The sequence below is a fragment of the Bradyrhizobium sp. Kon58 genome, from assembly GCF_055807455.1.
In genome coordinates, this window is record NZ_JBVVOT010000001.1 from 295,391 (window position 1) to 307,640 (window position 12,250).

Here is a 12,250-nt window from a genome sequence, read left to right on the forward strand (position 1 = left end):
TCACTCCAGATTCTGGACCTGCTCGCGGAACTGCTCGACCACGTTCTTCATGGCGAGCCCCGTATTGGTCAGCTCGATGTCGTTCGACTTCGAGCAACAGGTGTTGACCTCGCGGTGAAACTCCTGCGCCAGGAAGTCGAGCTTGCGTCCGACCGGGCCGCCCTTGCCGATCAGCTCGCGCGCCTGCGCGATGTGCGAGGCGATGCGGTCGAGCTCCTCGCGGATGTCGGCCCTGGTCGCAATCAGAATCGCTTCCTGCATCAGGCGGTCGGAATCGAAACGGTCGGAAGTGTCGAGCAGGCTCGCGATCTGCTCGGCGAGCCTCGCCTTGATCGCCTCGGGCTTGCGGCCGGGCGCGGCCTCCGCCTTCTTGGCCAGCTGCTCGACCTCGTCCACGCGCTGGATCAGGATCTGCCCGAGCGAGGTCCCCTCGCGCTTGCGCATCTCGACGAGTTCGGCGAGCGCCTTGTCGAAGGCGTCCGCGGCGGCGGCGCGCGCGGCCTTGTCCTCCTCCTCGTCGCCCTCGGGCTCGGCGACTTCAATGACACCCTTGATGGCCAAAAGCCCGTCGACGCTCGGCGCGACCGCATCGACCTTGCCGGCGATCACGGCGGCGGCCTTGAGGACGGCGTTGAGCACGTCCTCGTTGACGCGGACGCTGGTGGCCGCATTGGCGCGCTTGACGGTCAGATTGGCGTAGACGGTGCCCCGCGAGAGCAGCTCGGCGGCGCGCTTCTTGGCATGAGCCTCGAGCTCGTCGAACCCCTGCGGTAGCCGCACCCGCAAGTCAAAGCCCTTGGCGTTGACCGACTTCAATTCCCATTCGAACGTATACGGCCCACTCGCGCCGTGGCTTCGGGCAAAGCCAGTCATGGACGACAACGCCATCAGGTCAATTTCTCCAGAAGCACGGGATTCGCGCGGCCATCAAGCCACGCGAATCTTAAGACTATTTTGCAGGAAAATGTAATCCGCAAAGTCCCGCGGGGCAGGTCTGCGCGCAGGCCTAGCGCTGCACCACCGGGGGCGAGGCCTGCACCGCGCCTTGCCGGGCCGGCGGCGGACCCGCGGGGCGAGCGGCCGGCGGCTTTTTCTGCTGGTTAGGGCGCGCCGGCGTGGTCGCCGTCGGCGTATCGGCGGCACCGGGCGCGGCGGCGGCCGGCGCCTGCGCGTCCTCGGCCGGCTCGACCGTGTCGTTCTGGATCTGCTTTTCCATCGCGCGCAACTTGGCGACGTTCTTCTGATGCGCGTCGTAGGTCTCGGTGAAGGAATGCCCGCCGGTACCGTCCGCGACGAAATAGAGGTCGCGGGTCCGGGCCGGGTTGGCGGCAGCCTCGAGCGAAGCGCGGCCGGGGTTCGAGATCGGGCCCGGCGGCAGACCCTCGATGACATAGGTGTTGTAGGGCGAGGGCTGCGTGATCTCGCTGCGCTTGATCGGACGGCCGAGCGTGCCCTTGCCGCCGACGAGGCCATAGATGATCGTGGGATCGGACTGCAGCTTGATCCTCTGCTTCAGGCGATTGACGAACACCGCGGCGACGCGGCTGCGCTCGTCCGGCTTGCCGGTCTCCTTCTCGACGATCGAGGCCAGCGTCACCAATTGCTCCGGACTCTTGACCGGAATGTCCTGACTGCGGCGCTCCCAGATCTCGGTCAGCACGCGCTTGTGCGCCTGCTGCATGCGCTGGATCACCTGATCGCGCGGGGTGCCGCGCGGGAACTTGTAGGTCTCGGGCAGCAGCGTGCCTTCGCGCGGCAGCTCACGCACGCTGCCGGTGAAGATGTCGTTGTCGGACAGGCGCGCCACGATCTGCTCGGAGGTCAGCCCTTCCGGAATCGTCACGGCATGCTGCACCACCTTGCCCTCAACGATGGTGGCAATGACGTCGCGTAAGGATGCGTTTTTCTGGAATGAGTATTCACCTGGCTTGAGGTCCGAACTCGCCTTCAACGCAGCGACGCTGGCAATGAACGCCCACGGATTGACGTCGGTCACGCCTTCCCGATTCAGCGTCTCGGCGATGTCGCGCTTGCCGGCACGCTGCGGGATGTTGACGATCTTGTCTTCCTTCAGCGGTCCCGGCGCCTCGAGCACCTGTCGGCCGTAATAGTACACGCCGCCCGCACCGATCATCGCAATCAGCAGCAGGGTGATGATGGCGTTGCCGACGATCACGAAGGGATTGCGCGCGCGGTCCGATCGCTTCGGCGGCGGCGGGACCTGCTCGGGCTCGAGCGCTGCCCGCGGACTCCGGGGCGAAATGGGCGGCCTTTCACTCATCGAAGCAACCTGAATCCTGCCGGTTCAAATGCGACCCGACAATCGCTTGTCTGGCCAAGTACACGCGCCCACTTCCATGACTATCGCCGAATACGGCAAAACGGTGGATTCGTCGCAAACACAAACTATTGGACCGGACGCCGGAAGATCACCGACGCGTTGGTACCGCCAAAACCGAAAGAATTCGACAACGCGACGTTGACCTCGCGCTTCTTCGCCTTGTGCGGCACGAGATCGATCGCAGTCTCTACCGACGGATTGTCCAGGTTGATGGTCGGCGGCACGACATTATCGCGAATCGCGAGAATGGCGAAGATGGCCTCGATCGCGCCGGCCGCGCCCAGGAGATGACCGGTCGACGACTTGGTCGAGGACATCGCGACCTTGGAAGCGGCATTGCCGAGCAGACGTTCGACCGCACCGAGCTCGATCTCGTCACCGAGCGGTGTCGAGGTGCCGTGCGCGTTGATGTAGTCGAGATCGGACGCGGTGAGACCGGCGCGCTTGAGCGCCGCCGCCATGCTGCGGAAGCCGCCGTCGCCGTCAGGTGACGGCGAGGTGATGTGATAGGCATCGCCCGAAAGACCGTAGCCGATCACCTCGGCATAGATCTTCGCGCCGCGGCGCTTGGCGTGTTCGAGCTCTTCCAGGACGAGAACGCCGGCGCCCTCGCCCATCACGAAGCCGTCGCGGTCCTTGTCGTAGGGACGCGAGGCCTTCTCGGGCGTTTCGTTGAAGGCTGTCGAGAGCGCACGCGCGGCGTTGAAGCCGGCAATGCCGATGCGACCGATCGGCGATTCCGCACCGCCGGCAACCATGACGTCGGCATCGCCGAGCGCGATCAGGCGGGCGGCATCGCCGACCGCGTGAGCGCCGGTCGAGCAGGCCGTGACCACCGAATGGTTCGGCCCCTTCAGCCCATGCTTGATCGAGACATAGCCGGAGGCGAGATTGATCAGTCGGCCCGGAATGAAGAACGGCGAGACCCGGCGCGGCCCGCGTTCCTTCAGCAGGACCGCAGTTTCGGCGATGCCGTTGAGGCCGCCGATGCCGGACCCAATCATGGTGCCGGTGGCGCATTTGTCCTCTTCGGTCTCGGGATGCCAGTTTGCATCGTCGAGCGCCTGGCCGGCTGCGGCCATGCCGAAGATGATGAAGTCGTCGACCTTGCGCTGGTCCTTCGGCTCCATCCAGATATCGGGATTGAAAGTGTCGTTGGTGCCGTCGCCGCGCACGACCGTGCAGCCGATCTTGGTCTGAAGATCGGAGACATCGAAGCTCTCGATTTTGCGTGCGCCACTTTGGCCGTCGAGGATGCGTTTCCAGGTCGGCTCGACACCGCAGCCGAGTGGCGAAACCATGCCAAGACCCGTGACGACAACCCGCCTCATATCCGAAAACTCCGCATCGAAACATTCACGGCCAATAACAAGAAACCGGCTGACCGCTGTTGGGCGGTCCGTCCGGTTTCAATGTTGTCCCCGCGAAATGAAGAGCCTTAGCTCTTCGCGTTCTTCTCGAGAAACTTGGTGGCGTCGCCGACGGTGAGAATCGTTTCCGCGGCATCGTCCGGAATCTCGCAACCGAATTCCTCTTCGAACGCCATCACCAGCTCGACGGTGTCCAGACTGTCGGCGCCGAGGTCGTCGATGAAGCTCGCAGCATCGACAACCTTCTCGGGTTCAACACCAAGGTGTTCGACCACGATCTTCTTAACCCGCTCGCCAATCTCACTCATTGCATAACCTCGTGTTGTTCCCTGTAGACCCGACCCCCCGGGACGATACGAGCCGTCGTGGTCGTTGACTGCCTTCGCTTACGAACTTTGATTTGGCCCCACCCTAACCGATGCAGGCCCGGCGAATGACGGCCAAGGCTCCGCATCGCCAATATACAGGGTTTCAAAAACCTGCAATGGCGTTCTTTGCCCATCCGTTGAAGGTCCGGTTATCATACTTCAATTGCGTTGACTACAAGCCTCATTTCGCTCCGGAAACGGCCGTTTGCCGCATTCCGCGCCGCCAGGGGGGCGGTGCGGCATGAGGCGTCAGATCATGGCCATGCCGCCGTTGACGTGGATGGTTTGGCCGGTGACATAGGCTGCTTCGTTCGAACTCAGGTAGACGGCGGCCGCCGCGATGTCCTCTGGCGTGCCCAGGCGATTGGCCGGAACCTTGGTCAGAATCGTTTCGCGCTGCTTGTCGTTGAGCGCATCGGTCATCGGCGTCTTGATGAAGCCGGGAGCGATGCAATTCGCGGTGACGCCGCGCTTGGCGTATTCGGCACCCAACGTCTTGATCATGCCGATCAGGCCTGCCTTCGACGCAGTATAATTGCCCTGCCCCGGGTTGCCGGTGACGCCGACCACCGAAGTGATCGCGATGATGCGGCCGAAGCGCTTGCGCATCATCAATTTGGTGGCGGCGCGGGCAAGCCGGAACGTCGAGGTCAAATTGATGTTGATGACCTCCTCCCAGTCCTCGTCACGGAGCTGCACGAAGAGGTTGTCGCGGGTGATGCCGGCATTGGCGACGAGGATGTCGACCTGTCCCATCGCCGCTTCCGCAGCGGGCACCAGCGCCTCGACCTCTTCGGCCTTGGAGAGATTGCAGGGCAACACATGGGTGCGCTCGCCGAGCTTGCCGGCAAGCTCATCCAGCACTTCCTTGCGCGTCCCTGATATCGCAACGGTGGCGCCCTGCGCGTGCAGCGCCTGTGCGATCGCGCCGCCGATGCCGCCGGTTGCGCCGGTAACGAGCGCCTTTTTGCCAGTCAGATCGAACATCGATAACTCCTCCAAGGCACGATCCGGAAAAATGCGCAGCGGTTCTCCGAAAGGATCGTGCGTCAACTAAAGAACTCGATCGCGACGACGAATCATCGCGCGTCAGGCCTGCTTCGCAGCGGCCAATGCATCCTTGGCGGCAGCAATGTCGTTGGGACCACCGACCGCAACGCCAATGGCACCGTCCGCAATACGCTTGACGAGGCCGGTCAGCACCTTGCCGGCACCGATCTCGAAGAAACGGGTGACGCCCTGCTCCGCCATATAGGCAACCGACTCGCGCCAGCGCACGGTGCCCGTGACCTGCTCGACCAGGCGGCGGCGGATCTCGTCGGGATCGGTGATCGCGCTCGCCAGCACGTTCGACACCAGCGGGGCCGCCGGGGCCTTGATCGCGACCCCGGCCAGCGCCTCCGCCATCGCGTCGGCAGCCGGCTGCATCAGCTTGCAATGGAACGGTGCGGACACCGGCAGCAACATTGCGCGCTTGGCGCCCTTGGTTTTGGCGATCTCGACGGCGCGATCGACCGCGGCCTTGTCGCCGGAGACGACCACTTGCCCGCCGCCATTGTCGTTGGCTGCCTGGCAGACCTGCCCCTGCGCGGCCTCGTCCGCCACCGCCACGGCGGCCTCGTAGTCGAGGCCGAGCAGAGCGGCCATCGCACCGACGCCGACCGGAACGGCTTTTTGCATTGCGAGACCGCGGATGCGAAGCAGCCGCGCGGTGTCGGAAATCGTCAGGCTGCCGGCCGCAGCCAGCGCCGAATATTCACCGAGCGAGTGGCCGGCGACGAAGGCCGCATCCCGCCCCACGGAAAACCCGGCTTCGGCCTCCAGCACGCGTAGGGTGGCGACGGACACCGCCATCAGGGCCGGCTGGGCGTTTTGGGTGAGCTGGAGGGTTTCGGCCGGACCATCCCAGATGGTCGCCGTCAGCTTCTCCCCCAGCGCGGCATCGACCTCGTCGAACACGGCGCGCGCCACCGGAAAGGCATCCGCCAAGGCCTTGCCCATGCCGACCGCCTGGGAACCCTGCCCCGGAAATGTGAATGCTGCCGTCATCGGGGCTCCCTGCTTGTCGGGCGTGATCTCTGCGAGAACCGGCAGCCGATTACGCACGGCCGTAGGCCATGGTTCCGGATCATGCTCCAAAGGGGGCCGTAGACACTGTCCGGGGCGGGAATGTCAAGCCAAGATAGGAACTTCGACCAGCATTCAACCGGGGAAACGGATCCCTAGAATCCGCCGGCCGTCTGGTTGGCGTCGACCTCGGACCCCGCCTGCGCGCGGCGCGCGCTGTTGACCAATTGCCCCGGTCGGTCATCCCGGTTCGGCTTCGCGGTCGCAAGCCGCAGCACGGCCGCGTAGCTCGGTTGCACCTCCATGCGGCTCGCGTGCCGGCTTTGGCTCAGCAGGCGATGAACCTTGGGCAGATTGTAGCAGGGCACATAGAACAAGAGATGATGTTCGAGGTGGTAGTTCACGTAGTATGGCGCGATGAACAGACGCTCGAGGAAATTGGCGTAGGTGGTGCGGGTGTTACGCAAGGGATCGCTGCTGTCGGGCACGACCGCGTGCTCGGCAATGTTGCGGATGCGGGTGATCACCATCATCCAGGTCAGGAGCGGCACCAGCCATAGCAGCGGATAGGCCCACCACACGCCGGCCGCCGTGAGCGCTGCGAACATCGCGCCATTGACCAGACATTGCGGGCCGAGCTTCTCCCAAAAATGCGCCGCGCGCTGTCGCAACGGCCAGTCCTTCGGCCCCAGTGCATTGAGCAACTGCGCCTTGCGCTGCTGGTAGCCGGTCTGCCCTGTGAGGTCGCGAAAGAACTTGCGGCGATAGCTCAGCTTCGTGATGGGAAACGGCGCCGACAGCACGAGATCGGGATCATCCTCCTGCTGCGTGCGCGCATGATGCTGAAGGTGATAGCGCCGGTAGCTGCGCGTCTCCGCAAACAGAGGATAGGCGCAGAACCACTGGCTTAGAGTCAAATTGGTTTTCTCGTCGGCGGACAGGCAGCCATGCGCGCCGTCATGCATGAGGATCGCGAGCCCGAGCTGGCGCGAGCCGATGATGGCGACGGCGAAGATGTAGGTGATCGGGTTGGGCCACCACGCGACCAGGGCGATTGCCGCGATGATGAGCGCCCAGGCGTGCGCGATCAGCGCGACGCCTTTCCAGGTCACGCGCTGGCGCACGTCGGCAAGCTGGTTGTCGGTCAGGAAATCGCGGGCACGCATGCGTAGCGCAGTCATGGCCTAACTCTCCTCATTCGAATTGCTCGACGCGTCGCGCGCGTCGACGAGGCGCAGGCGCGCCGCGTCATGATCGGATTTCGCCTGTTCACCCAGCACGCGCAGCATCTCGGCGCACAGCGCCTCGGGCGAACGGCCCATCGCGTAGCCCTCGAGGATGACGCCGATGGCGACGGCCCAGAACCGCCGCGAACTCTCATCGGGCGCGCGCAGGGAGCGCCAGCCGTGCCGCGCGACCTGGCTCGCATAGGCTCGCGCACCCTCACTGTGCAGGCGCTCAATGGTGCGCTCGACCAGCGGCGCGAGATCCTGGCGCCGCCGCGTCAGCGTCAGCGCCTCAGCGAAGAAGACCACCGAATCGCTCGTCGTGACGGTCTCGGCCAGCGCGTGGGTATAATCCTGCGGCGTGCGCGCCTTCAGCGCCGCCTGCTCGGTCGCTCGCGCCAGGTACAGCAGCTCGCGGCAGGCGCATTCGACGAACAGCGCCTCCTTGGTGCGGAAGTAATAGGTGATCTGGCTCGGGAACGCGTTCGCAGCGGCTGCGATGTCGGTGATCGCCGTGCCCGACAGCCCCCGCTCCCGAAACAGCGGGCTCGCGGCATCCAGCAGCAGCGAGCGCATTTTGCGGCCGGCCGACCGCGTGGCGCGGGTGGCGTGCTTGGGGTCGCCTGCCGCCTCGAGCGGCTCGTGGGCCGGCTTTTCTGCCATTGGGGTTCGCTCCCGTCAGATTTATTTGTATGATATACAAACAAACAAATCAAGCCGGTATGGTGGTCCGCGGGGATCTAGCCGCCCGCATCGGGACCGTCCGCGCCAAAACGCCGCCTGCAACCTTGCCAGAAACCTTGCCAAGTCAGCCGAAATCCGTATAACGCGCCCATCCGCAGACCCCGGCCGGGAGCTGAACGGACGGTCTCAACAAATCATTCGTGATTTTGGTGTGGCAGGGCCAGTCGGCCCGTCGTCCCGTGCTTCCGCCTTCTGAGCTTAATCCCAGAGTCCTTTCCGAAGGCCTCTTAAGGGCTTGACGCCGGGCGATGCGCCAACATGAGGAAAGGACTTCCATGGCTCTCTATGAGCATGTTTTTCTCGCGCGCCAAGACGCGAGCACGCAGCAGGTCGAAGAGCTGACTGCGCAGATGACCGGCATCGTCGAGGGTCTCGGCGGCAAGGTCACCAAGACCGAGAATTGGGGCGTACGCTCCCTCACCTACCGCATGAACAAGAACCGCAAGGCGCATTTCGTGCTGCTCAACATCGACGCCCCGTCCGCGGCGATCGCCGAGATCGAGCGCCAGGAGCGCATCAGCGAAGACGTGATCCGCTATCTCAGCGTCCGCGTCGAGGAGCTCGAGGAAGGCCCGTCCGCGATGATGCGCAAGGCCGACCGTGACCGCGAGCGTGACGACCGTGGCGGCGGCTTCCGTGGCGATCGCGAAGGCGGTGGCTTCCGTGGCGACCGCGAGGGTGGTTTCCGTGGTGGCGATCGTGAAGGTGGCGGCTTCCGCGGTGACCGCGGTCCGCGCCGTCCGCGCGAAGACGCTGAAACCACCACCACCACCACGCCGGATGGGGAGTAAGAACAATGGCTGAAGCTGGTGCACGCCGCCCGTTTTTCCGTCGCCGCAAGAGCTGCCCGTTCACGGGCGCGAATGCTCCGAAGATCGACTACAAGGACTCCAAGCTGCTGATGCGTTACGTCTCCGAGCGCGGCAAGATCGTGCCGAGCCGCATCACCGCGGTGTCCGCGAAGAAGCAGCGTGAGCTCGCCCGCGCCATCAAGCGCGCGCGGTTCCTGGGCCTGCTGCCCTACGTCATTCGCTAAGACGAATTCGGCCGGCGGCGACATCGCCGCCGGCCGAGCTACCTAGTTTCTCATAAGGCTTCCGGGTCGTCCGGTCGCCGATGGTTGGGGCGAGATGCCTCTAACCGCTCGAAGGGAGCGGGACAGCTGATGATGGCCTTTGGACTGATAGCCCTGATCGCCGGCGCTGCGTCGGCCCTGATGTTCGCCTCGATCGCTTCGGGCGCGCTGATCTCGCTCGTCCTGTTCTATCTCGCACCGCTGCCGCTGATGGTCGCTTCGATCGGCTGGGGACCGCTTTGCGCGAGCCTCGGCGGCATCGCCGCCGCGGTTGGCCTCGGCGCGCTGTTCGGCCTGCCCTACTGCATTGCCTTCGCCGTCACCGTCGCATTGCCGGCCTGGTGGCTCGGCCATCTCGTCCTGCTCAGTCGCCAGGTCGGCCCCGCCGCGCCGAAGCCCGCCGCCGAGCCGCCCACTGAGCCTGTGCTCGAGTGGTATCCGGTCGGCCGCATCCTGCTGTGGATCGCGGGCTTCGCCACACTGACCACGCTCGCCGCCCTGCTCACGCTCGGCACCGACGCCGAGACCATCACCGGCACGCTGCGCCGTGGCCTGATGCGCCTCCTCCGCGCCGCCGACCCGCAGACCTCCGGCGAGACCGACCAATTCGTCGACGCACTGGTGCGGATCGTGCCGGCCGCCGCCACCATCGTCGCGATGATGACGCTGACCCTCAACCTCTGGCTCAGCACCAAAGTGACGGCGACGTCGGGCCGGCTGCGACGCCCCTGGCCGGACCTGATGACGGCGGAGCTGCCGCCGATGACGCTCGTGGCGCTCTGCATCGCGCTCGCCTTCTGCTTCACCGGCGGACTGCTTGCGATCGTGGCGCAGATCGCGGCGGCGGCGCTGATGATGGGATATGCGCTGACCGGCTTTGCCGTGCTGCACACGCTGACGCTGGCGCTGAAGAGCCGCACCTTCTGGCTCGGCTCGACCTACGCCGTCGTGGTCGTGTTCGGATGGCCCGTCATGGCGATGGTGATCCTCGGCCTCGCGGATGCCGTGTTCGGCCTCCGCGAACGCTTCCTTCGTACGCGCCAGCCACCGCCGCTGCCGACATCTTGAGTTCAAATCCGAAAGTTCAAGTTCGAAATTCCAACTCACTCAACACATCAAAGGAGAACGAATATGGAAGTCATTTTGCTGGAACGCGTCAACAAGCTCGGTCACATGGGCGAAGTCGTGAAGGTTCGCGACGGCTATGCCCGCAATTTCCTGCTCAAGCGCGGCAAGGCGCTGCGCGCCACCGCCGACAACCGTGCCAGGTACGACGGCATGAAGGCCGAGCTCGAGGCTCGCAACCTTGAGTCCAAGGGCGAGGCGTCCAAGGTCGCCGAGAAGATCCAGGGCAAGAACATCATCGTGATCCGTCAGGCTTCGGAAGCCGGCCAGCTGTTCGGCTCGGTCAACGTGCGCGACATCGTCGTGGCGTTCGAAGCTGACGGTGTTTCACTGTCCCGCCCGCAGGTTCAGCTCGACGCGCCGATCAAGACCATCGGCAAGCACACCATCACGGTCGCCATCCACCCCGAGGTCGAGATCGAGATCAGTGTCACCGTGGCGCGCAGCCAGGACGAGGCCGAGCGCATCAACCGCGGCGAGGACATCTCGAGCCGGAACGAAGACCGGGATGCTGCGGCCGAAGCGATCGCAGCTGCCGGCGAGTTCTTCGATCCGGAAGCCCAGCAGGACGACGCCGAGCCGGCGCCGGCTGCGGAAGAGACCGAGAAATAAGCCTCGCATTCGCGCAAGGCTTTCGTAGCCCGGTCGCCTCAGGCGGCCGGGCTTTTCGTTTTGGCGGCAACGTCCTCGCTCAGCATCGCGATCGACGCGAGCACCGTTGCCGGTTGCTTCTCGACGCCGTCGGTGACGCAGAAAACGTCGGCTGCGACCACGGAGACCTGACGCCCCGGCTTGATCACCCCCCGCCCGGCAGATCAGCTCTCGCTGACCGCGGGCGACAACAGATTGAGCTTGTACCCAAGACGACGAAGGCCGCGCGAGAGCGCGGCCTTCGCATGTCGTAATATATGGTCGCTTATCGCGAAATCGGCGGCGTTGGCGGACCGGACGATTCGGCTGGCGGCGGTGGGGCCGCAGCGGTTGCGGGCGGCGCCGGCTCCTGCGACTTCGCTGGCGGTTCGGACCTCGCGGCGGGCTTGGGAGCAGCCTCTTCCGCCGCCTTGGGCGCAGCTGGCTCGGCGGGCTTCGCGGCGGACGGTGCTGCCGGCGTCACCTGCGGCACTGGATCGGGCCGCAACGCCGGAGTCTCGCTGCCGCGCGGCTCAACCTTGGCACTTTCCGGCTTGGCCTCGGCGGGCTTCTCGGACGGCTTGCTGCCTTCAGATTTGTTGCCTTCGGATTTAGCCTCGCCGGTGTCCCCCTTCGCAGTCTCGGGCTTTGTCTCGGGCCTGGACTCGACCTTCGGCTCGGACTTCTTGTCGTCTGTCGTGGGCGCCGCGGCATCGACCTTCGGCGCCTCATCACTTCCCGGCTTGCCACGCTTGCCGAGACGCTTGGCCTTGCGCCCTTCGGGGGCAGCCTGGCTCTCGGGCTTCGCGCCTTCCTTCGTTCCTTCTTCGGCCGGCCGCGCGGCACGCTTCTGACGCGCGCCCTCGGCCGCGGGAGCGGCACCCTCGCCTTCCGGCTTGGCGGATTCCTGGGAACGTTGCCGGCGACCCTGACGTTCAGGGGACTGCGCGGGATTGGTATTGGCTTCCTTGTCTTTGTCCTTGGCGCCGTCCTTCTTGTCCTTGCCGTCCTTGGCCTGGTAGCGGGTGTCGGTGGCTCCGTTGGAGACGAGGTAGGAGGCGAGCACGCCGGCCATGTCGGAGCTGGTCGTGTAATGCTGGCGCAGGAAGCCCGGCAGCGAGCCCGGCGCCACCGTTTTCAACAGGCCGCGCGGGCTCTTGTGACATGCATTGCAGGTCTGCGCGAAAAGCTGGGATGGGGCCTTGCCGGCCTCGAGGTTCGTCGCCTGCGCGAGAACGGTATCGGTCGCGCCGAAGCCGATCAGAAGCAAGATCGTCGCGAGGCTGAGCGCTCGGCTCGACATT

At 65.2% G+C, this 12,250-nt stretch carries 13 protein-coding genes and 1 pseudogene; 4 read left to right on the forward strand and 10 right to left on the reverse strand.

The genetic code is table 11. The annotated features are described in order from the left end of the window. The 8 genes from AC0L20_RS01480 to AC0L20_RS01515 all read right to left on the reverse strand — a co-directional run bounded on the left by AC0L20_RS01480 (nucleotide 1) and on the right by AC0L20_RS01515 (nucleotide 8,035). Nucleotides 1-888, reverse strand: coding sequence for a YicC/YloC family endoribonuclease (locus AC0L20_RS01480; RefSeq protein ID WP_247396299.1), 888 nt, complete (start codon nucleotides 886-888; stop codon nucleotides 1-3). Between the two features lie 118 nt (nucleotides 889-1,006). After that, the gene (gene mltG / locus AC0L20_RS01485) at nucleotides 1,007-2,281 is read right to left on the reverse strand and encodes an endolytic transglycosylase MltG (RefSeq protein WP_473287139.1); all 1,275 of its coding nucleotides are present in this window, start codon (nucleotides 2,279-2,281) and stop codon (nucleotides 1,007-1,009) included. Between the two features lie 125 nt (nucleotides 2,282-2,406). After that, on the reverse strand, nucleotides 2,407-3,672 hold the full coding sequence (gene fabF / locus AC0L20_RS01490) for a beta-ketoacyl-ACP synthase II (protein WP_456764663.1): 1,266 nt from the start codon (nucleotides 3,670-3,672) through the stop codon (nucleotides 2,407-2,409). A 107-nt stretch (nucleotides 3,673-3,779) separates the two neighbouring features. Then, entirely contained in the window at nucleotides 3,780-4,019 is a 240-nt protein-coding gene (locus tag AC0L20_RS01495; protein ID WP_006020277.1) for an acyl carrier protein, read from the reverse strand. A 309-nt stretch (nucleotides 4,020-4,328) separates the two neighbouring features. Continuing rightward, a complete protein-coding gene (gene fabG / locus AC0L20_RS01500; protein WP_456764664.1) occupies nucleotides 4,329-5,066 on the reverse strand; it encodes a 3-oxoacyl-[acyl-carrier-protein] reductase in 738 nt (245 codons plus the stop codon). A gap of 102 nt (nucleotides 5,067-5,168) precedes the next feature. Next, nucleotides 5,169-6,128 carry an ACP S-malonyltransferase gene (fabD, locus tag AC0L20_RS01505; RefSeq protein WP_456764665.1) on the reverse strand — a complete coding sequence of 320 codons (960 nt, stop codon included), beginning with the start codon at nucleotides 6,126-6,128 and terminating at the stop codon, nucleotides 5,169-5,171. 173 nt (nucleotides 6,129-6,301) lie between these two features. Beyond that, the gene (locus tag AC0L20_RS01510; protein WP_456764666.1) at nucleotides 6,302-7,327 is read right to left on the reverse strand and encodes a fatty acid desaturase family protein; all 1,026 of its coding nucleotides are present in this window, start codon (nucleotides 7,325-7,327) and stop codon (nucleotides 6,302-6,304) included. Between the two features lie 3 nt (nucleotides 7,328-7,330). Then, entirely contained in the window at nucleotides 7,331-8,035 is a 705-nt protein-coding gene (locus AC0L20_RS01515) for a TetR/AcrR family transcriptional regulator C-terminal domain-containing protein (protein ID WP_473287140.1), read from the reverse strand. 356 nt (nucleotides 8,036-8,391) lie between these two features. Between AC0L20_RS01515 and rpsF the strand changes: the two genes are divergently transcribed. The 4 genes from rpsF to rplI all read left to right on the forward strand — a co-directional run bounded on the left by rpsF (nucleotide 8,392) and on the right by rplI (nucleotide 10,928). Further along, on the forward strand, nucleotides 8,392-8,907 hold the full coding sequence (gene rpsF, locus AC0L20_RS01520; RefSeq protein ID WP_473287141.1) for a 30S ribosomal protein S6: 516 nt from the start codon (nucleotides 8,392-8,394) through the stop codon (nucleotides 8,905-8,907). 5 nt (nucleotides 8,908-8,912) lie between these two features. Next, nucleotides 8,913-9,152 (forward strand): 30S ribosomal protein S18, encoded by a 240-nt coding sequence (gene rpsR, locus AC0L20_RS01525; RefSeq protein ID WP_007592020.1) that lies wholly within the window; start codon nucleotides 8,913-8,915, stop codon nucleotides 9,150-9,152. Between the two features lie 129 nt (nucleotides 9,153-9,281). After that, nucleotides 9,282-10,259 carry a DUF2232 domain-containing protein gene (locus AC0L20_RS01530; RefSeq protein WP_247360586.1) on the forward strand — a complete coding sequence of 326 codons (978 nt, stop codon included), beginning with the start codon at nucleotides 9,282-9,284 and terminating at the stop codon, nucleotides 10,257-10,259. Between the two features lie 63 nt (nucleotides 10,260-10,322). Further along, complete coding sequence (gene rplI, locus AC0L20_RS01535; RefSeq protein WP_473287142.1) at nucleotides 10,323-10,928, forward strand: 50S ribosomal protein L9; 606 nt, start codon at nucleotides 10,323-10,325, stop codon at nucleotides 10,926-10,928. Nucleotides 10,929-10,966: 38 nt separating this feature from the next. Here the strand turns inward: rplI and AC0L20_RS01540 are convergent. Then, nucleotides 10,967-11,206, reverse strand: a pseudogene (locus tag AC0L20_RS01540) (hotdog family protein); the annotation flags it as partial. Nucleotides 11,207-11,232: 26 nt separating this feature from the next. After that, the gene (locus AC0L20_RS01545; protein WP_473287143.1) at nucleotides 11,233-12,249 is read right to left on the reverse strand and encodes a hypothetical protein; all 1,017 of its coding nucleotides are present in this window, start codon (nucleotides 12,247-12,249) and stop codon (nucleotides 11,233-11,235) included. Nucleotide 12,250 lies beyond the last annotated feature (1 nt).

Bases quoted from the DNA above. Each gene is read 5' to 3' on its own strand.
- AC0L20_RS01510 (WP_456764666.1), bottom strand. From the start codon at position 7,327: ATGACTGCGCTACGCATGCGTGCCCGCGATTTCCTGACCGACAACCAG.
- AC0L20_RS01495 (WP_006020277.1), bottom strand. From the start codon at position 4,019: ATGAGTGAGATTGGCGAGCGGGTTAAGAAGATCGTGGTCGAACACCTT.
- mltG (WP_473287139.1), bottom strand. From the start codon at position 2,281: ATGAGTGAAAGGCCGCCCATTTCGCCCCGGAGTCCGCGGGCAGCGCTC.
- rpsR (WP_007592020.1), top strand. From the start codon at position 8,913: ATGGCTGAAGCTGGTGCACGCCGCCCGTTTTTCCGTCGCCGCAAGAGC.
- rpsF (WP_473287141.1), top strand. From the start codon at position 8,392: ATGGCTCTCTATGAGCATGTTTTTCTCGCGCGCCAAGACGCGAGCACG.
- fabD (WP_456764665.1), bottom strand. From the start codon at position 6,128: ATGACGGCAGCATTCACATTTCCGGGGCAGGGTTCCCAGGCGGTCGGC.
- AC0L20_RS01545 (WP_473287143.1), bottom strand. From the start codon at position 12,249: ATGTCGAGCCGAGCGCTCAGCCTCGCGACGATCTTGCTTCTGATCGGC.
- fabG (WP_456764664.1), bottom strand. From the start codon at position 5,066: ATGTTCGATCTGACTGGCAAAAAGGCGCTCGTTACCGGCGCAACCGGC.
- AC0L20_RS01530 (WP_247360586.1), top strand. From the start codon at position 9,282: ATGATGGCCTTTGGACTGATAGCCCTGATCGCCGGCGCTGCGTCGGCC.
- fabF (WP_456764663.1), bottom strand. From the start codon at position 3,672: ATGAGGCGGGTTGTCGTCACGGGTCTTGGCATGGTTTCGCCACTCGGC.
- AC0L20_RS01480 (WP_247396299.1), bottom strand. From the start codon at position 888: ATGGCGTTGTCGTCCATGACTGGCTTTGCCCGAAGCCACGGCGCGAGT.
- AC0L20_RS01515 (WP_473287140.1), bottom strand. From the start codon at position 8,035: ATGGCAGAAAAGCCGGCCCACGAGCCGCTCGAGGCGGCAGGCGACCCC.
- rplI (WP_473287142.1), top strand. From the start codon at position 10,323: ATGGAAGTCATTTTGCTGGAACGCGTCAACAAGCTCGGTCACATGGGC.